We start from the raw sequence: 19,708 nt of genomic DNA on the forward strand, positions 1-19,708 counted from the left end.
CGGGGAGGGGAGTAATTTTTGCTCTCTGGTAAATGTGGTGTTTGTTAATAAAAACTTTTCTAACGTAGGGTGGGGGACGGCAGGGGCGATAACTTTAGTGCAAATAAAAATGATTAACTTTCTGTGCCGTACCCACCATCACGCTGGATGTGGAAAAAATTCATATTAAAAGAAATCTGGCATCCACGGATGAGAACCGGCAAACATCTGCGTGGCAATTAAGATTGCTTTATCAGTTGCTTCTAATTGACCTGCCATTTGCAGTTGTAATGGTGTAAACAAACCTGTGTAAAGTGGTGCTAAGGAACGAATTTCTAACTGCAAATCACCTCTGCCACCTTTAGTTACTTCGGCTTTTCCGCCGGATACTGTAAGGATAAAATTACCATTGTTATCCGGTATCCAAGTATCTTTAACTGCTAGATGCAATTCGGCTTCTACTTCTGGTGGATATCCGCGCAAATTCAAAGCTTTTTCGACATTGATTATCCGGAGGAACCAGATTTCTTGAAAGCGGATTTTGGCGGTTTGTTCTGGTAGTAACAGCAGTCGAGGATCGATCGCACCAGAATACCACCTGACATTCTTGACTTGCGATCGATGATCGGCGATGAATGTCCACAAACCCTCGATCGCTGCTGGTGTTAGCGCTACCCAATCCCAAATTTCCAAGTATAGATTGTTACCTTCGTTTTTTTGGCTGAAAATTATGTAACCTTCTGGTTGAGTTTCTGCACCGATGAGGTAGGCGTAAACTACGTTTTCTTTATGTTCGACTATTCCACGCCAAATGGCGGGATTGCGATCTAAATTGCCGTTGATTTGTTGGGCTTGTCGATCGTAAATTTTGGCGAGAGTTTCAGATTGAATGGTTTTGATTTTTTGTACCGACAAAGTGCGATCGATCGACTTAATACTCTCGGTTGGTAACTCCCAACAGCAACGACTTCCCCCTTGTTCGTATCCCATTTGGCGGTAGAGGCGTTGGGTAGCGGGATAAAGTGTTGAAATTGGTACGCCTTTGTGATAAAGTTCGCGTATCGTGTTGCTTAAAAGTTCGATCGCTACTTTTTTACCGCGATGTTCTGGCGGTACGCCAACTGCTGCTATTCCCGCCATCGGTACAGATTTTTGACCGAACCACTGTCCCATACGGTAAATAGCCAAACCGCCAACAATTTCGCTTGCTTGACGAACAACTCGGAAATTATCTAAACCAATGCGATCGCGATATTCTGGCCAATCAGCTATGGGAAAATTAAAGCATTGACAGAGCATTTCCCCCAGACTTTGAGCTTCTTCTGGGTTGGATACAGTACCAAATTCAATTTTTGATGTCATTTGTCAAAAGCTTCCACAATATCTGTTTTGAGGGGAAAATGCTCGGTTAGCCAGCTAGAGTATTCCCAAGAATGCTAGTTCACTTCTGAATAAATTGAAAATCTGCAATTTGCGATCGTAAATCTAAAATCGCATTATTCTCTGCGTTCCACGACAAGTGTAAGATGCGCCACAACTGCACCGATCGCACCAAGAGCCGCAATAACTGGAAACATGGTCGCACCAATAACTCCGCCAACTAATCCAATAGTTAGAGGTATTTCTATTAATGTGCGTCCTTCTTCATTTTTGATAATGATGCGGCGAATATTGCCTTGATAAATCAGTTCTTTTACCTTCGCTACCAGGCTATCACCGCTAATCTTGAATTCCTCTTGGCGACCTTTTCCTTGGGGTTCTTCGTCAGTGACTACTTCTGTTATTTTAGTTTCCACTTGCACAGTGGTTTTGGGTGGAGTTGCAGATTCGTTAATTCCGGCGTTAAATTGGTTGTCTTGTCTCTCAAAATTTTCGTTCATAACTTAAAATCCTTTCAGGTTATACCTACAAATATAAACTATCTTAAACAATCGGAAAAAACATCACCAAAACGGTCGATCCAAAAGGGTGATGTTATTCTTACTAATGAGGTAGCGCCAAGCTGTGCGGTTGTGCGATCGCACCCAAAATCTCGGTATCCTGATGTGCGGGAGCGTTCTGGGAGGTCGGCGATGGGCAGACGATCGCATCTTGAGTTAGCATGGTAGGAGTGCGGCGATTAATGCAACAGGTATGAGCAAATTATTGGATGCGACTCTCTCAGTGGAAATTGCTAAACGCATTGAAAGCAATGAAGTAAACAGCTTTGACAATGCTTATCATGCAGCATTGGCAACGCCAGGATCGCTCTACGTTCAAGGTTTTTTAGTTTTTTCTGGCAAGCCGTACAAACCCATTGAGCATAGCTGGATCGAACTGGATAATTCTATTGTCGATCCTACTCTGCCATATCTGCACAAAAAGCCGGAAGAATTGTACTACTTTCCCGCCCAAAAACTGACCGTTAAGCAATTGCAAGCAGCATTAGAAGAAGCCAAGGAAGATTATCCAGAAGATGAGCCTTTGCCTGTTTATGGTTCTATGCCTTACGAGTATTACGGCGATGTAATGTTGGGCGGTAAGGAATATCAAGAAGCTTACGAACAGGCAGAAGCTAAATGCTCGGAATTGAACAAACCAAAAATAAAATAAGTGGGAACTAATAGACATTTCCAGAGAAGAATTTCACTCGTCAGGCAGGATGCCTACACCATAAGAATTTTTGGAGGGATATAGTTAGAGTTGAAAGCAATAAGCAAAAGGCGATTTAGGTAATGTTTAGCGATCGAGTTTCGTTTATGATAGATGAAATTTATTCGCATATTAACCACTACTTCCAAACTCTGACTGGATTTCCCCCGCGACAATTTCAACTCCAAACCATTCATAAACTGCTCGATCTCCAAAACATCCTCCTCCGCGCACCTACAGCGTCGGGAAACACGGAAACGGCGATTCCTCTTTTAAAAGCTGGATAAATTCGCTCATTGACCTGCTCGAAAAACCTGCGATGCAGTCAAATTTAACTCTGGAAAAGTAAACGATTCAATCCGTTCGTTTTCTCGAAACTGACGGACTTGATACTCTCCTTCAACAAGTTGGTAAATAGAAAGCGTAGGGCGTTTAGGATTACCGATGAAGCGTCTTCCTCCTAATCCCAAATAATCTACAATCCAATATTCAGAAATACCTAAAGCTTCGTATTCTTCCAGCTTCAAAGCATAATCATCACTCCAATTAGTTGAAACTACTTCAACCACCAAGCGTACAGAACTGCCTTGCGTGATGATAGATTCCTTTTCCCATCGCGGACTATCTGCAATTGTACGCTCATCTAATACAATAACATCAGGCTCGTACCCAGACTCATCGCGGATAGATTTAATGACGCATTCTTTAGGAATGAAGTAGGGAAGTTTCAGCCGTCTGATTTCAAAATTGAGTTCGGCGATTGAAAACCCAGCTACCCGCGAATGTTTTCCTGTGGGTTTAGGCATCTCTACAATTTCTCCGCTGCGTAGTTCGTAGTGGCATCCCGACTCTGAAGGATACCAAGCGATAAATTCGTCAAAGGTAACTGTTGTGGGTATTGCTTGAACCATAACGCCCTTTTCTATTGCTGCTAGATCGGGTTTGATATTTTAAATATAGTGGCTAAACAACCTGGACGATCCACAGTGTACTACTCATAAGTCCCCATTTGGGGATTGAAACTGTTGAAACTATTTGCTTCTAGTTATCGATCCGATTCAAGAAAATCGGCTATTGATTTCACTTCTCCATCATCATTGACCCACTGGTTGCATTCGTGTTCTTGAGAGATTTTACCTCTTTCCCTAGACTCTCGTGCCTTGGTAATCGATTCGTAAAACTGCTCAGAACCATCATTGTTTCCAGTAGAGCCTGATGAGGCAGTAAATGGATTATCCATTGTGAACCTCCTGTCTCTAAATAGACAGAATCCCTGTAGCGGGATTGGAAAGGCTATCTCGATTCAGGAAGTTCACAAACTTTAATACTTGATGCTGGAAAACCCCCTTTCCACGTAGGTCATAAAATAGCAACAGTAATCAAGACAAACCACTCATGGCTCACCCATTGACAAATTATGTACCACTTACGCGCGATCGGTTGGCGAATCATATACTTGGCAAATTGCTTGCGCCTCTTGCTTGAAGCGATCGCGCACATTTTCTGGCCCAACAATTTCGCAGCCAGCGCGATAAGCTAATATCTCGCGAATCAGCCAAAAGGTGCTGGACACTTGACGCACAACCTTGCGGATGTTGCCGTCTCGTTCGTCGCTGATGTCAATTTTTCAGTCCCGTTGCCAGGATTCTGTTATATCGAGAGATCTCGATTAGCAAGGATTGCTGTTGTGCAGATCCTAATCTAGAAAGTTTCAGTCCCGCTTACGGGATTCTTGCCAGCCCTAATACCTAGTGGATGAGGTCTGTCGTTGGATTGTCTGCCAACTTGTTTATAGAGTTTATCTTTGCTTAGTACTCGACTCCTAATTATATAGCAGTTTATCCGTTATTGCTATAGCGAGTGGTACTCAGCACTTGTTGCTTAATCCGATCCGCTGTGTTATCTTTTTCGTAAGAGCGAACTAAGCTTTTGTGTACGATCTTAATCTAGTAACACTCAAAAAGCTCGCTCTTAAAAAAATGGCAGTCTAGGCAGTTAGCCAAAACTGCTCTATTTTAAAGGATGACCCAATTATGACACAAAATCCATCTCTCCTCAAAGAGAGCGCTTTGGCGTGCCAAGTAACTCAGCCGAACCCACTGGAGTTACTGGCTAAGCTGGTAGAGCATCCCAAAGGTGTGGAGTTGGCAAACACGATCTATCAACTTCATAAAGATGTGCAGGGGAATACTCAGCCAAACTTGCAGCTGGTGGCGATCGCCCTAAATAAAGCCAAATCTCTCGGAATTGAGAATATTCCGTATTTCAAAGGCATGAGTAACAGCGAAATTAGAACGTGGCTTGAGCAAAACTCATAGTTTCTCTGCCATACTCTAAGCTGTTGACTATTTATATAGTAGAGTGCGTCAGATACCAAGACTTTCGCTGTGATTTTAAGCTGATTGTCTGACGCACCCTACCGCTTACGCCGTATCAGTTGGCGAATCGTATAGTTGGCAAATTGCTTGCGCCTCTTGCTTGAAACGATCGCGCACATTTTCTGGCCCAACAATTTCGCAGCCAGCACGATAAGCTAATATCTCGCGAAACAGCCAAAAGGTGCTTGACACCTGACGCACTACCCTGCGGATGTTGCCGTCTCGTTCGTCGCTGATGTCCCCGCGTTTCGATTCGTAGCTATTGGCCAGTTCGCCCTTAAAGTGTAAATACACTTTGACGAAATCCAGATTTTCTCGCCATACACCGTCGCTGGGGAGGATGTTGAGGTCTTTAATGCGATCGAGTCTGAGGGAACGGTTGTGCGCGAGTTCTGGTAAATCGTAGTTGCCGACGGTTTCTTCGTTCCAGGTTTCTAAGTAGAGGCGTTTTTCTCTGAGCAAGATTTCGGCGTAACGCACGGTAAACACCCAATCTCGCTGCTGTGCGTCGCGATAGAGGAGGCGGAAGGGTTGGCGGCTGGCAATTTGGCGATCGAGCAACACTCGCCAAGCGGGGAGGGACTGACTGATTTGTTGGACAAAGGACTGGCGCAGGGGGGAATCGAGATTTCCGCGTTCTAGCAGTAAAGCCATTAAGGTTTGCGCTTCGGTGACATATCCCGAATCGATCGACAGTTTAATTGCCTGTTCTAGGGCTTGCACCTGTACGGGTGTAAGTGTAAATCGCTGTCCGAGTTCCAGTTCGGCTTGGGCGATCGCAACTAATAAGCCAGAAATACTCGGTCGATCTCCCCATAAAATCTGGAATCGAGCCGCAATTTCTTCTAGCTGCTCTTTAGTTCCGGGTGGTATAGACAGTGTAATCGTTTCTTTTTTGCGAGGCATTTTAAAATATGTACTTGCACTATGGATGAGTTTGTGTCATACTCGCTCTATAAACAAATATAAGTGACCTGTAGCTGTTGGAGGTAAAAGCATGAAAATTACCTTACTTCCTTTGTTTTCTAAGCAAAATACCGATTCCGAGCATTGTCCTTTGGGATGTCGGGGTCAGTGCAAAGTTAAGGAGAAAGCACCGAAGTTTGGGGAAAATCGAGATGCACCTTGTATTTTGTCCTTACACCAGGTCGAAACTTGTGCGGAAGTGCTGTATGGTGATGCAGAGATTATTTTCAATACCTCGGCGACGGGAGATGGGAAATCGCTGGCGGCGCAATTGTCAAGTTTAATCGATTTGAGGTTTCGCACGATCGCACTTTATCCGACGATCGAATTAGTAACGGATCAAGAAAAGCAAGCTGTCAACTATTGCACATATTTCAATTTGGATGCAAGGAAGCGCGTTGATAGTCTTTACGGTGCAGAATTAGCGCGGCGAGTGGAAGCAGCCGAAAAAGGCAACAAATTTAAGGAATTATCGAAAATAATTGAACGAAAATCTGTGATTCTCACTAACCCGGATATTTTTCATTTAGTTACTCATTTTCGTTATTATAATCCGGCTTACGATCGCGCTTTGTTGCCATTACTTTTTGCCAGAAATCTCGACCTATATGTAGCTGATGAATTTCATATTTTTGGCGTGCATCAAGAAGCGGCAATTTTGAATAGTTTGTTGTTAATTCGTTACAACCGACCGCGCAAGCGTCCGATGAAAGTTTTGTTTACTTCTGCTACGCCTAAACCCAGTTTTATTAAAAAACTCCAAGAAGCAGGTTTTCAAGTAGCAGAAGTGAAGGGAAGTTATGAATCGGAAAGTACACCGGGATATCGCCAAATTTTGCAATCGGTAGAATTGGAATTCGTGCAATTAGATCGAGATTCCGATCCGCTAATTTGGTTGAAAGAACAAGCAGAAAGTATCCGAGAAATTTTGGCAGCAGAAGGGAGAGGACGAGGGTTAATTATTCTCAATTCGGTGGCGCAAGTTAGCCGCGCCGTGCGAGAATTGCAAGCAATTTTTCCTGAAGATAAAGTGAAAGTGCGAGAGATTAGCGGACGGATCGATCGCCAAGAAAGAACGGTGACTCAAACTGAGTTACAAAATGCCGAACAATCGGTATTAGTTATCGGTACATCGGCGGTAGATGTGGGAGTAGATTTTAGAATTCATTTGCTAATTTTTGAGGCGAGTGATTCGGCTACTTTTATTCAAAGATTAGGTCGTTTGGGTCGTCATCCTGGTTTTTCAGCTTACAAAGGATTTGTATTAATTTCTGGTCGCACGCCTTGGATCGTGGCAAGATTAAATGAGAAATTGGCAGAAGTTGAAACAGTTAATAGAAATGATTTTCGGGAGATGATTGAAGATGCTTTCGATCCTCCCGCAGAGTTTGAACGATATCGCGCTTATTGGGGTGCATTGCAAGCGCAGGGAATGTTACTGAAAATGACGGGAGAAAATGCCGATGTAATGCGACAAATTCAAGAGAAAATGACTGATGATTTGCGGCAAGTTTATGGCGAACAATTAGATAAAAAACGCGGTCATTGGTTTGCATTGGGAGATAACAAAAACCCAACTGGTAAAGCAGTACAGGAAGAATTATTACGCTTTCGTGGCGGTTCGGATTTGCAAGCAGCAGTTTGGGATGATTCGCGATTTTATACTTACGATTTGTTGCGGCTTTTGCCTTATGCGAAAGTGGAAATTATCGATCGCGATCGCTTTTTGGCCGCAGCTACAAAATTTAACCATCCGGCGACAGAATTTCCCGATAAATACATCCAAGTTTACTTAAAAATTAAGGAATGGACAGATGAAAGATTTGATATTCAATTGGAGTGCGATCGCACCACCGAAGAACTGAAACAATGCACTTTAATCCTATTAGATAAACTTAGCATTGTCGGACATCCGCAAAGTGAAGTAAAAAAATGTCTTCGCAAGCGAAAATTACTCGCTTTTCTCGTATCTGTCAACCGCAATCAAGCTTATAGCCATTGGGATGTCAGTCGCAAATTACATCTAAATCCCACATTTGGATTGGATCGGCTAACTGATGCTGATGGTGTCCCTTATGCGACTGCATTTAATCAAGATGCTTTGTTGTTGGAAGCAATGAAATGGCGACTCAAACCTTGCGAAAATGCACAACCTTATATTTGTTAAAACCATGACAACTTTACTGCAAACTTTACTGATTGAAACTTTGCCGGAAGATACCGATCCAATTTTGCGATCGTATATCGAGACAATTCTGCCTGCAATGGAACGAGAATTTGCCTTAATTACAGCTTTAGGCGGTTCCTATCAAGGTCACTATCAAAAATTAGTTCGACAAAGCAATTTTCGTGCTGATGAAACAGCACAACGCTGGTCAAATAAAGCCGATCAAAGCTTGCTAGTTCACGTTTTAAATGGTTTGTTAACTGCTTGGAATCTCAGCCAATATTTGCCAGAAGAGTTGCAACTATCAGAAGTAGAAAAACGCCTGCTGTGTTTGGGAATCACTTTGCACGATTACAATAAAGCCGTGCAAGGTCAAAAAGAAGAAACTGCACCGCCAAAAGCATCGGAAATCCCCCAAATTTTACAAGTTTGTGAAACTTGGGGAGAGAAACTCAATTTTGATGCTTTTTGGGATGAGTGGCGGGAGTATTTGTTAGATATTGCATATTTGGCGCAAAATACCCAATTTAAAATAGGCAGCAATACCGTTATTTCTAATTGGGAAATCGGAGATTTTGAAGTTAAAATTGATGACGATCGCCGTTTAGATTTACCCTTGCGTCACCTGCTGGCTTTTGGCGATATTGCAGTGCATTGCAGCGATCCGGCGGATGTGGCGATCCAAACAGGTGGCGATCGCTTGCAAGAACGCCTCGAATCGTTAGAAATTAACAAAAAACTCGTTTACCATCGCCTGCGAGATTGTCGCGGTTTACTCACCAATCAAATTCACAATGCTGTCGTCAATTTTGTTCGTAAAATTGATTGGCAACCGATTCTTTATTTTGCCAATGGTGCTGTTTATTTAGCGCCGCCAAATTCAGTTGCGCCAAGCTTAGATGAAATTGAAACTGCTGTTTGGGATAGCCTGATTAAAGGCGATCGATCTCAGAATCAAAAAGGACTGGCGGATTATTTCAGCACTGGCGATGTGGGATTTGTGCGAGATGGAAAAGGGTTAAAAGTTGCGCCTCAAACGTTGGAACTTTTCAGTCCGGCGGAACTGATTCGGCAATTACCTGATGTAGTGAAAGCGAAAGTCGCAAATGCAAAAAGTCCGGCTACTCCGAAGCGAATTGAAAAGTTAGAAATTGCCGATGATGAGAAAAAACGGCTTTTAAAAACCGCCGATTTGAGGGCCGATCGCATTGCGGAATTTCTCATTTTGGCGCAAAGAGAATTCTTTGAAGAATGTCAGGAATATGCGCCACAAATCCTCGCGATGCTAAATCTAGAAACGGATATTTCCCCAGCAGAAACCACAGTGCAATCAGGAGGTGTAAATTATGGTTGGTATCGCGTTGCTGCGGCTTATATGGCGGCTAATTCTACCCTGGATTTAGAACAAGTAGCAGACTTTTTAACCGATTTTGCCGATCGCCTTGCAACTTGGGCTGAAAATAACGGTTTCCTCAAACAAAATAGCAGTCCGACTCGTGCAGCTTTTACCAGCTATTTGGCACAATATTTAGAAGTTTGGGGATTAACTGAATCGCCTCGCGAGTTTGAAAATGAACTTGCTGCTTATGCAGATGCCAAAGTCAACAATCAGGCGATTTGTTCTCTCAGTTCGGGAGAATTTTCGCCCGAAGATCAACTCGATTCTGTAGTTTTGTTTAAACCACAACAATATAGTAATAAAAATGCTTTAGGAGGTGGTAGAATTAAACGAGGGATATCAAAAATTTGGTCGCTAGAAATGTTATTGCGGCAGGCTTATTGGTCTGCCCCGGCGGGAAAATTGGAAGACAGACAGCCAATTTTCCTCTATATTTTCCCCGCTTATGTCTACTCGCCGCAAACAGCTAAAGCGGTGAAATTATTAACGAAAGAACTACAAAGAATGAATCTTTGGGAAGTTCGCAAACATTGGCTTGATGCTGAAATGCAAGTTAGTGGTTTGCATCATTTAGCTTGGCGAGATGAAGATGAGGATGAAGCAGAAGCAGGAAGATTTGGTAAACATCAATATTCCGTGCGAGACTTGCCTTTTATGGCAATGACTTACACGACTACAATGGGAAAAACTATCACCGATGCTTGGGTGGAACCAACTTTTTTAGCCCTTGCTTTACCCAGACTTCTGGGCGTGAAAGTCGTAGCAACTGCTAGCCAAGATCCGCTTTATGCTAGCGATAAAGAGTTTCTAGAAACTGTCAAGTTAGATGGGGCGGCTGGCTTTTGGAATTTATTAGGTTTAGATTCATCTCTTCGCTTAGATAACTTACAGAATGCTTTAGAACGTTTGTTAATAGCTTATAGCATTCATTTAGATAATCGCAGTGCAAAACCTGATGCGCGTTGGCAAGCTTTTAACGGTACTGTGAGAGATTTAGCGACGGATGTTTTGAATGTGTTTGCGATCGCAAATGAAAGTTTGCGTCGCGATAAGCGAGAACCTTCTCCCAAAGAGGTCGATCGCTATTGGAACTTTGCTCAAATTTGGTCACAAGGAGATGTTAATATGGAGAAAAAAATGAAATTCACTCAAGACTTGGTGAAAAAATATCGCCAGTTTTATCAAGTCGATCTGAAAGAATCAAGTCATGCAATTTTGTTACCAATCACCAAAGCTTTAGAGGTAATTCTTTCAAGTCCCAATGACCTCGATCCTGAAGATTTAATTTTGCAAGGGGCTGGACAATTACACGATGCACTCGATCGCCAAGAAGTTTATAAACGTCCGTTGCTAAAGGATAAATCTGTTGATTATTCCCTACGTCAGCAACAGGAACTCGAAGCAATTCATGCGTTTATGACTACTTGCGTGCAGGAAATATTTTTGGGGCAATATAAAGGCGATCGCGCCCTCCTCCAAGAAAATCGCAACCGCATCAAAGCGGGGGCTGAATTTGCTTACCGTTGGCTACATATTCAAGAAAAACAACAATCTCAATCAGAAGGAAATAAATAATCATGGCTATTCTCGAAACACTCAAACCTCAATTCCAAACCGCATTTCCTCGTTTAGCATCTGGTAAATACGTTCACTTTTTAATGGTGCGTCACAGCCAATCTTTTCCAGTTTTTCAAACTGATGGCGTATTGAATACTGCACGCACCCAAGCAGGTTTGACAACTCGCGATTTTCTCAGTCGTCTGGTTATGTTCAAGCGCAAACAAATTACACCAGAACGGTTAGCAGGACGAGAATTACTGCGCTCTTTAAACTTAACCAGCGCAACCGAAGGAACGGATAATTGCTGCGAATATAACGGCGAAAAATCTTGTAAAAAATGCCCTGATTGCATTCTTTATGGTTTCGCTATTGGTGATAGCGGTTCGGAACGTTCCAAAGTTTATTCCGACTCGGCATTTTCTCTCACGCCTTACGAAAATTCCCATCGCAGTTTTACCTTTAATGCTCCTTATGAAGGGGGAACGATGAGCGAAAAAGGCGAAATGCGGAGTGCAATTAATGAATTAGATCACGTTCTGCCAGAAGTGGCATTTCCCACAGTGGAAACTCTGCGCGATCCGACTTTTGAAGGCTTTATTTATGTGTTGGGTAATTTGTTGAGAACTCGACGCTATGGCGCACAGGAATCTCGCACGGGTACGATGACAAATCACATTCTTGGAATTGCGTTTTGTGATGGCGAAATTTTCAGCAATTTGCATTTTACTCAAGCGCTTTACGATGCGTTAAAGCCGGATATTACTGCTCCGATTAGTGACATTCTTACCAAGGCGACGGAAGTGGCGGATAATTTAATTAAAAAGGAACCCGTGCGGAAAACTCAGGTAATTTTGCGCCCTCAATTGGATGAATTGTTAACGGAAGTTGGGGCAATTTATCAGGATGAAAATCGGTTGCAGGAAACTTTGGCGGCGCTATATCAGCAGACGAAAAGTTATGCCGAAACTTATGGCGCTTTGACAAAGGAAAAGGGGAAGGGTAAAGGGAAAACTGCTTCTTAGATTTGTAGGTTGGGTTGAGCCTTAGCGAAACCCAACAACCATCCATATAGCGTTAGAGTTGGGTTTCGTTCCTCAACCCAACCTACCAAAGAGCAAGATTTGTAGATTTGTAGGTTGGGTTGAGCCTTAGCGAAACCCAACAACCATCCATATAGCGTTAGGGTTGGGTTTCGTTCCTCAACCCAACCTACCAAAGAAAAGATTGAGGTAAATTTGATGATTCTTTATCAATGTCTTCTCACTCTGCACGATAATGTTTTTTTCGCTACTCGCGAAATGGGAATTCTTTATGAAACGGAAAAGTATTTGCATAATTGGGCGCTGAGTTATGCACTGTTTCAAACAATTTATATTCCTACGCCTTACCGTTTGCATGGAAAAAATGCTCAGAAACCTGCTTATTTGGATGCCGATCGCGAACAGAATCTTCTCCATTTGAATCAAGCAGAAATCTATGTTTTTCCCGCTCAACCTTTGAGTTGTTCTTACCAAATCAATACTTTTAAAGCGGCTCAAGTTAAGTATTACGGGAGATCGGAGCGGTTTGGTGAAGGTAATGCTAAACGCAATTATCCGGCTAACATCGGTCGAGCGAAAGAATTAGCCGTTGGGAGTTACTATCAAACTTTCATTATAGCCGAAAAAGAGATAAAAATTCCTCATTGGATACGGTTAGGGAAATGGTCGGCTAAAGTGAGAGTTGAAACTCGGATAATTCCGGCATCTGGAATTAAAGCGAAGTCGGGCGAATATATTTGTCAGCATCCGTTAAATCCCATTGATTTACCTCGTTCTTCCCGTTTATTATTGTATAACCGAATTGTTATGCCGCCTGTTAGTTTGGTGAGTCAAGCACAATTAATCGGTGAATATTGGGAAGTATCGAAAGAAGATAATTGGCAAGGTTTTAAGGATTTACCGAAACAATTTTGTTTACCCAAGGGTGTATCTTATGGAATTAACGCAGTTGCAGTCTCATAAAACTTTTAATTTGTATGCGATCGTCGTACAATTAGGAGCAGTAGATCGGGGATATTTACCTCAGACTTTAGGACGAGCAATTCACGCTCAGGTTTTGCAGTGGTTAAATAAAGGCGATCCAAATGTTGCTGAATTCGTCCATCAAAGCCAAGAATCTCCGATTAGTTTATCCGGTTTAATTGGCAATCGCCGTCCATCAGGAATTCGACCGGGAGATGAATTTTATTTCCGCATTAGTTTGTTAAATGGTAGTCTCATCGATCCGCTTTTAAGTGGGATAGAACAGTGGGGAAACGAACCGATTACTCTGGGCAAGTTTACCTTTGCAATTAAAGGGTTTTATTCCTTACCGGGAACTCATCCTTGGGTTGGTTCTGCTGATTATGAAATGTTGGCTAAATTGCCAAATTCTGCCAACGAAATTACTCTGGAATTCCTCTCACCTACCAGTTTCAAGCAAAGTCAATATATCCAGCCTTTCCCTTTACCTGAATTGGTCTTTTTCAGCCTCCAAAGACGTTGGAATTTCTTTGCACCAGAAACACTAAAAATTGATGCAATATCTTGGCAAGGTTTAGTTTGTGCTTATCAGTTAGAAACCCATGCTTTGAAAATGGAAGGCGGCGCTGAAATTGGGGCAAAAGGATGGGTTAAATACCGTTTTCCCGATCCCGAACAAGCAAGGATTGCTAATATTTTAGCTCATTTTGCTTTTTTTGCGGGTGTAGGCAGGAAAACATCGATGGGTATGGGCCAGACAAAGTTGATTCATTAGGAAATTTCAGATTTCAAATTTAAAATCTGAAATCTGCGATTGGTAATTTGAAATTAATCATAGGTGATTGGAGATGAATGAAAATTATCTTCCTTTAGCTTATCTCAATGCTTGGGAATATTGTCCGCGTCGCTTTTATTTAGAATACCAATTAGGCGAAATGGAGGATAACGAACATATTATTATCGGGCGCTACCTCCATGAAAATATCAACACAGAAGGTACGATTCAAGAAGGCGATACTCTGATTCATCGCCAGCAGTGGGTATGGAGTGAAAGTCTAAAAGTTAGCGGCATTATCGATGCGGTAGAAGAACGAGATGGTCAACTGATTCCCTTGGAATATAAAAAGGGAAAAATGGCACAACATCTCAACGATCATTTTCAATTATGTGCGGCTGCTTTGTGTTTGGAAGAACGCACGGGAAGAGAGATTGCTTATGGTGAAATTTTTTATCACGGCAATCGCAGACGGCAACAAGTTCAGTTTACATCGCAGTTAAGACAAATGACTCAAGAAGCTATTTTGGCAGCACATCAAACTGCGACTGCCAAAATTCCATCACCGATCGCTAATTCTAAAAAATGCAAAGCTTGTAGCTTAAGCGGCATTTGTCTGCCTTTGGAAGTCAAACAATTACTACGGGAAGGAGTCTAAACAATGTCTGTACTTTACGTTACGCAGCCAGAAGCAGTTTTGCATAAAAACTACGAAGCTTTTACTGTTTCTATGAAACAAGAAGATGGCAGTTGGAAAAAACAATCGATTCCCGCGCAAACGGTAGAACAAGTTGTTTTGATGGGAAATCCGCAAGTAACGGGGGATGCTTTGACTTATGCTTTGGAATTGGGTATACCAGTTCACTACCTTTCGATTTTTGGTAAATATTTGGGTAGTGCTTTACCGGGTTATTCTCGCAACGGCGCTTTGCGGTTGGCGCAGTTTGAACTGTATCGAGATCCGGAACGCCGATTGCAATTAGTGAAGGCAATTGTCACAGCTAAGATTCAAAATCAATATACGGTTTTGTATCGCCAAAAAATTAGCGATAGTCCGCTGAAAAGTCATAAGAAATTAGTGGCGCAAAAGAAAACTTTGGATGAAGTGCGTGGGGTGGAAGGTATCGCCGCTAAGGATTATTTTGCTGATTGGTCGGCAATTTTGAAAGAACCTTGGTCTTTTCCCAACCGAAATCGCCGTCCTCCTACCGATCCGGTAAATTCTTTGCTGAGTTTTGCCTATGGATTGTTGCGAGTTCAGGTAACAGCAGCAGTTCATGTTGTGGGACTCGATCCTTATATTGGTTATTTGCATGAAGTGAGTCGCGGACAACCTTCGATGGTGTTGGATTTGATGGAAGAATTTCGTCCTTTGGTGGCGGATAGTTTGGTGTTTTCGGTGTTGAATAAGCGAGAAATTCAACCGAATGATTTTACGGAAAGTTTGGGTGCTTATCGACTTTCCGATGATGGACGCAAGCGTTTTTTGCAAGCGTTTGAACAGAAGATGAATAGTGAGTTTACCCATCCCGTGTTTGATTATTCTTGCACTTATCGACGGGCGATCGAATTACAAGCGCGGTTGCTGGGGCGCTATTTGCAAGAGGGTGTACCTTACAAACCTTTGGTGCTGCGATGAAAGATACGTTGTTTTATTTGGTGATTTACGATTTACCGGATACGAAACCAGCTAATAAGCGCCGGACAAGGCTGCATAAGTTGTTGTCCGGTTATGGTAAGTGGTGTCAATATAGCGTTTTTGAATGCTTTTTGACTGCCATCCAGTTTGTCAAGCTGCAACAAAGAATCGAAAAGTTGATTAAGCCTGCTGAGGATTCGGTGCGGATTTACGTTTTGGATGCGGGATCTCTCAAACGCACGATCGCATACGGTTCCGAGAAGCCACGACAGGAAAGTGCGATCGTACTTTAGTATTCCACAAAATTGGATGGGTGGCGATCGCTCCCAAACCCGGTAACTTCTGCCAAACTTGGTTTCTCCATACCTCAGTCACCTGAAAACCCTGTCAACTACAGCGGTTTGATGAGGTACACAGATCCCCGACTTCTTAAAGAAGTCGGGGATCTGGGGTGTAGTTCATCCAACTGCAAGCCACTATATATCCACCTTTACCCGGTTTCTCCCCTGGAACCGGGTTTTTATATCATAACGAGTACCCCTTGACAAGAAAATGCCGTTGGTTTACTATAGTTTTCGTGAACCGAAGCGGGAGCCAAAACCTGGGGGGGTTCACGAAAAACGCCAGAACCTAGACAATTGAATACTTTCAGCGTTTGGCCAAAGAAAATAGTTGCAATTTACTTGCAATAAGCAAGCCTGAAATGAGGCAAAAAAACTTTCAATTAACAGAATCCCGGCAACGGGATTGAAACAATTGAAAGCCGCTCAGACGAAGGGTTATGGTTCATAGGGGTACTTTCAATTAACAGAATCCCGGCAACGGGATTGAAACCGACCACTTGCCAGAACACTTGCAATCTGTCTCAACTTTCAATTAACAGAATCCCGGCAACGGGATTGAAACCTGTACGAAAGACTTTCACTCTTAGACGAACAGTTCTTTCAATTAACAGAATCCCGGCAACGGGATTGAAACAAGGACAAGCCCTAATTCCAGTCAAGGATCGGCACCCTTTCAATTAACAGAATCCCGGCAACGGGATTGAAACTTTTCAAAAGCACGCCAAATGAAGTTTTGGTGGCAGACTTTCAATTAACAGAATCCCGGCAACGGGATTGAAACGACTAAATTGCCAAATGCGATCGTCGTAATATCCTTTGGTTCTTTCAATTAACAGAATCCCGGCAACGGGATTGAAACATTTAGCTCAAAAATCAGCTAATTCTTGTGGCTTTCTTTCAATTAACAGAATCCCGGCAACGGGATTGAAACTATATGATTGATGGCTTCTTCTATTTCGCGCCGACAACTTTCAATTAACAGAATCCCGGCAACGGGATTGAAACTCAAAGCTATATTTCAGCCCCCCAACAAACCCAGTCTGGCTTTCAATTAACAGAATCCCGGCAACGGGATTGAAACTGATCTTGAAAGTCTTGGCCAAAACTAGCAAGATGCTTTCAATTAACAGAATCCCGGCAACGGGATTGAAACTCGCTTGGACACTCCAGGGGTGAACGGTCTGTTTCTTTCAATTAACAGAATCCCGGCAACGGGATTGAAACCGATCGGATCGGGGATTGAAGATGAAGTGCGCTGGCTTTCAATTAACAGAATCCCGGCAACGGGATTGAAACCGATGCGGAATGGCTCAGTGTCAGCAGCGCCCAGTTTGGCTTTCAATTAACAGAATCCCGGCAACGGGATTGAAACCCTTAAGTCTGTGAAAAGCCAATACTATTCTGGTGAAGGAGCTTTCAATTAACAGAATCCCGGCAACGGGATTGAAACACTCGACCATTTGAGCGTTCAAAACGAGGCCATTGGCTAGCTTTCAATTAACAGAATCCCGGCAACGGGATTGAAACGACCTCGGAGCCGAAAAAAACAAAATCAAAAGAATGCCTTTCAATTAACAGAATCCCGGCAACGGGATTGAAACATCAACACGCACCAAGGCGGTCGCCGCCACAGGGCTTTCAATTAACAGAATCCCGGCAACGGGATTGAAACTGGAAGACTTCGATCCGATGAGGTTTTGACCCAATTGTCTTTCAATTAACAGAATCCCGGCAACGGGATTGAAACGGGCGATTTTCCCAGAGTAGTTTCCCCCCGGCGATCGCTTTCAATTAACAGAATCCCGGCAACGGGATTGAAACATTGGATAATTGCTCCAGGCATGATTATGTTTGCAATAATTCTTTCAATTAACAGAATCCCGGCAACGGGATTGAAACAACCAATTACTGGAATTGCTGATGAGATTTGGCGATTCTTTCAATTAACAGAATCCCGGCAACGGGATTGAAACAATTTGTTACCGATGATAAGACCCCCGTTTCTTCCTGCTTTCAATTAACAGAATCCCGGCAACGGGATTGAAACATGTCAAAGCTCCAATTGGTGCAGGTTTCACCGCGCGATATCTTTCAATTAACAGAATCCCGGCAACGGGATTGAAACTGGCTTTTTTAGGTGTTGTTGTTGCTTCACACAGTTTTCTTTCAATTAACAGAATCCCGGCAACGGGATTGAAACTTCATTGTCAAACCCGACGATTTAATGCCGCATCCCAAGCTTTCAATTAACAGAATCCCGGCAACGGGATTGAAACTGGAAATTGCCGACTCCGAACATGAAAACGATTCTTTGCTTTCAATTAACAGAATCCCGGCAACGGGATTGAAACTCGCAGAAACTAGCCTTCCCGTATTGAAAGAGCAAGCAAATTCTTTCAATTAACAGAATCCCGGCAACGGGATTGAAACGAGGATTAAACGCTGGGCTTTCATCGCCAGTTCTTTCAATTAACAGAATCCCGGCAACGGGATTGAAACCGATCGATATCCCTTTCTCTTCAGCTTCGATCGCAACTTTCAATTAACAGAATCCCGGCAACGGGATTGAAACTCATAAGCTTTTGGTGAAGAATCTGGGAAAGTAGCAGGCTTTCAATTAACAGAATCCCGGCAACGGGATTGAAACAGTTTAATAAATTTGCTAAAATTTGTCAAATAAACTAGAATTCTTTCAATTAACAGAATCCCGGCAACGGGATTGAAACAAACTTTTACCCCCGCCACTTTCACCCACGATCGCCTTTCAATTAACAGAATCCCGGCAACGGGATTGAAACCTTCATGAGTTTCTTCGATTGCATTTGTTCAAAACTTTCAATTAACAGAATCCCGGCAACGGGATTGAAACACCTCTCCATCTGGATTGAAAGGGGAAGCGACAATCTTGGGATTATACTTTCAATTAACAGAATCCCGGCAACGGGATTGAAACTAAAACTGTTTACCAAGGTAGCTTTGCGGCGATCGCTGTACTTTCAATTAACAGAATCCCGGCAACGGGATTGAAACCTAAACATCAAGCGGTTTCAGAATTTATTGTTCGCCTTTCAATTAACAGAATCCCGGCAACGGGATTGAAACGCACAACAACGCAGTAAACATTTCGCTAGCTGTAAAGCAGTTCTGCTATCAATTAACAGAATCCCGGCAACGGGAATGAAACCTGAATCCGTTGAGTCGAACCACTGAGTCCGTGTACTTTCAATTAACAGAATCCCGGCAACGGGATTGAAACATTCCCTAACCGGCTCGCCGATTTGGGAACACCGCATCCTTTCAATTAACAGAATCCCGGCAACGGGATTGAAACGTCGATCCTGTCTTGTACGTGACAGAAATCCTTCTCACTTTCAATTAACAGAATCCCGGCAACGGGATTGAAACTCAAAATTTGGCGGCAGGGCAAACGATTTCCAATTCTTTCAATTAACAGAATCCCGGCAACGGGATTGAAACTTCTGATTGGTAAAAATCCTTATACACCTAGTTGGTGTCCTTTCAATTAACAGAATCCCGGCAACGGGATTGAAACAACCTTAACAGCGGCAACTTGAACGAGCGCTTCATGCTTTCAATTAACAGAATCCCGGCAACGGGATTGAAACAAAATGCCGCTAGCAGACTGCAAAGCACTCTACAAACTTTCAATTAACAGAATCCCGGCAACGGGATTGAAACAATCGGATATTAAATCCGAATCTAGGAAACTGGAGTTTAGACTAACCGCGCCCTAAAGCGCGGTTAGTCTAAACTCCTATAAATAAAAGTAAAAAGATAAAAAACAGTCGTACAAGTGTACTAATGACACAGGTACGACTGTTTGGTAGAAGCTTAAAGTTGTACCAC

Annotated in this window: 17 protein-coding genes and 1 CRISPR repeat array; of the genes, 11 read left to right on the forward strand and 6 right to left on the reverse strand. The window is 42.8% G+C overall.

Translation table 11 applies throughout. The features are described 5' to 3' along the window. Positions 1-165 precede the first annotated feature (165 nt). Together eis and ACE1CD_RS24015 are read right to left on the reverse strand one after the other, a co-directional pair. Positions 166-1,341, reverse strand: a complete 1,176-nt coding sequence (eis, locus tag ACE1CD_RS24010) for an enhanced intracellular survival protein Eis (RefSeq protein WP_374798595.1) — start codon at positions 1,339-1,341, stop codon at positions 166-168. A gap of 134 nt (positions 1,342-1,475) precedes the next feature. Then, a complete protein-coding gene (locus ACE1CD_RS24015; RefSeq protein ID WP_374798593.1) occupies positions 1,476-1,859 on the reverse strand; it encodes a DUF4342 domain-containing protein in 384 nt (127 codons plus the stop codon). A 253-nt stretch (positions 1,860-2,112) separates the two neighbouring features. Here ACE1CD_RS24015 and ACE1CD_RS24020 point away from each other — a divergent pair, with 253 nt between their 5' ends. Both ACE1CD_RS24020 and ACE1CD_RS24025 read left to right on the forward strand, forming a co-directional pair. Next, positions 2,113-2,571 carry a hypothetical protein gene (locus ACE1CD_RS24020; protein WP_190471378.1) on the forward strand — a complete coding sequence of 153 codons (459 nt, stop codon included), beginning with the start codon at positions 2,113-2,115 and terminating at the stop codon, positions 2,569-2,571. 122 nt (positions 2,572-2,693) lie between these two features. Beyond that, positions 2,694-2,897: a hypothetical protein gene (locus ACE1CD_RS24025; RefSeq protein ID WP_374826476.1), complete on the forward strand. Its 204-nt coding sequence runs from the start codon at positions 2,694-2,696 to the stop codon at positions 2,895-2,897. 6 nt (positions 2,898-2,903) lie between these two features. Here the strand turns inward: ACE1CD_RS24025 and ACE1CD_RS24030 are convergent, their stop codons facing one another. The 3 genes from ACE1CD_RS24030 to ACE1CD_RS24040 all read right to left on the reverse strand — a co-directional run bounded on the left by ACE1CD_RS24030 (position 2,904) and on the right by ACE1CD_RS24040 (position 4,234). Beyond that, on the reverse strand, positions 2,904-3,521 hold the full coding sequence (locus ACE1CD_RS24030; protein WP_374826477.1) for a Uma2 family endonuclease: 618 nt from the start codon (positions 3,519-3,521) through the stop codon (positions 2,904-2,906). 134 nt (positions 3,522-3,655) lie between these two features. Beyond that, positions 3,656-3,850: a hypothetical protein gene (locus tag ACE1CD_RS24035; RefSeq protein ID WP_374826478.1), complete on the reverse strand. Its 195-nt coding sequence runs from the start codon at positions 3,848-3,850 to the stop codon at positions 3,656-3,658. Between the two features lie 186 nt (positions 3,851-4,036). Continuing rightward, positions 4,037-4,234, reverse strand: coding sequence for a WYL domain-containing protein (locus ACE1CD_RS24040; RefSeq protein WP_374826485.1), 198 nt, complete (start codon positions 4,232-4,234; stop codon positions 4,037-4,039). A gap of 409 nt (positions 4,235-4,643) precedes the next feature. Here ACE1CD_RS24040 and ACE1CD_RS24045 point away from each other — a divergent pair, with 409 nt between their 5' ends. After that, the gene (locus ACE1CD_RS24045) at positions 4,644-4,928 is read left to right on the forward strand and encodes a hypothetical protein (protein ID WP_374826479.1); all 285 of its coding nucleotides are present in this window, start codon (positions 4,644-4,646) and stop codon (positions 4,926-4,928) included. A gap of 105 nt (positions 4,929-5,033) precedes the next feature. Here the strand turns inward: ACE1CD_RS24045 and ACE1CD_RS24050 are convergent, their stop codons facing one another. Then, entirely contained in the window at positions 5,034-5,894 is an 861-nt protein-coding gene (locus tag ACE1CD_RS24050; RefSeq protein WP_374826480.1) for a helix-turn-helix transcriptional regulator, read from the reverse strand. Positions 5,895-5,985: 91 nt separating this feature from the next. Between ACE1CD_RS24050 and cas3 the strand changes: the two genes are divergently transcribed. The 8 genes from cas3 to cas2 all read left to right on the forward strand — a co-directional run bounded on the left by cas3 (position 5,986) and on the right by cas2 (position 15,790). Then, positions 5,986-8,121 carry a type I-D CRISPR-associated helicase Cas3' gene (gene cas3, locus ACE1CD_RS24055; RefSeq protein WP_374826481.1) on the forward strand — a complete coding sequence of 712 codons (2,136 nt, stop codon included), beginning with the start codon at positions 5,986-5,988 and terminating at the stop codon, positions 8,119-8,121. 4 nt (positions 8,122-8,125) lie between these two features. Further along, entirely contained in the window at positions 8,126-11,095 is a 2,970-nt protein-coding gene (gene cas10d, locus ACE1CD_RS24060; protein ID WP_374826482.1) for a type I-D CRISPR-associated protein Cas10d/Csc3, read from the forward strand. Positions 11,096-11,097: 2 nt separating this feature from the next. Beyond that, complete coding sequence (gene cas7d, locus ACE1CD_RS24065; RefSeq protein WP_374826483.1) at positions 11,098-12,102, forward strand: type I-D CRISPR-associated protein Cas7/Csc2; 1,005 nt, start codon at positions 11,098-11,100, stop codon at positions 12,100-12,102. A gap of 216 nt (positions 12,103-12,318) precedes the next feature. Further along, positions 12,319-13,083, forward strand: coding sequence for a type I-D CRISPR-associated protein Cas5/Csc1 (cas5d, locus tag ACE1CD_RS24070; RefSeq protein ID WP_374789829.1), 765 nt, complete (start codon positions 12,319-12,321; stop codon positions 13,081-13,083). Then, positions 13,055-13,858 (forward strand): CRISPR-associated endoribonuclease Cas6, encoded by an 804-nt coding sequence (gene cas6 / locus ACE1CD_RS24075; RefSeq protein ID WP_374789827.1) that lies wholly within the window; start codon positions 13,055-13,057, stop codon positions 13,856-13,858. Before cas5d ends, cas6 begins: the two co-directional genes overlap by 29 nt. Before the next feature lie 73 nt (positions 13,859-13,931). Then, on the forward strand, positions 13,932-14,516 hold the full coding sequence (gene cas4, locus ACE1CD_RS24080) for a CRISPR-associated protein Cas4 (protein WP_374789825.1): 585 nt from the start codon (positions 13,932-13,934) through the stop codon (positions 14,514-14,516). Between the two features lie 3 nt (positions 14,517-14,519). Next, the gene (gene cas1d / locus ACE1CD_RS24085) at positions 14,520-15,497 is read left to right on the forward strand and encodes a type I-D CRISPR-associated endonuclease Cas1d (RefSeq protein WP_374826484.1); all 978 of its coding nucleotides are present in this window, start codon (positions 14,520-14,522) and stop codon (positions 15,495-15,497) included. Next, positions 15,494-15,790 (forward strand): CRISPR-associated endonuclease Cas2, encoded by a 297-nt coding sequence (gene cas2 / locus ACE1CD_RS24090; RefSeq protein WP_374789820.1) that lies wholly within the window; start codon positions 15,494-15,496, stop codon positions 15,788-15,790. The genes cas1d and cas2 overlap by 4 nt, the downstream gene beginning before the upstream one ends. 424 nt (positions 15,791-16,214) lie before the next feature. Continuing rightward, a CRISPR array of direct repeats spans positions 16,215-19,540; the repeat unit is 37 nt; unit sequence CTTTCAATTAACAGAATCCCGGCAACGGGATTGAAAC. Positions 19,541-19,708: the final 168 nt, after the last annotated feature.

It is taken from the genome of Aerosakkonema sp. BLCC-F183, from assembly GCF_041929145.1.
GTDB lineage: Bacteria > Cyanobacteriota > Cyanobacteriia > Cyanobacteriales > Aerosakkonemataceae > Aerosakkonema.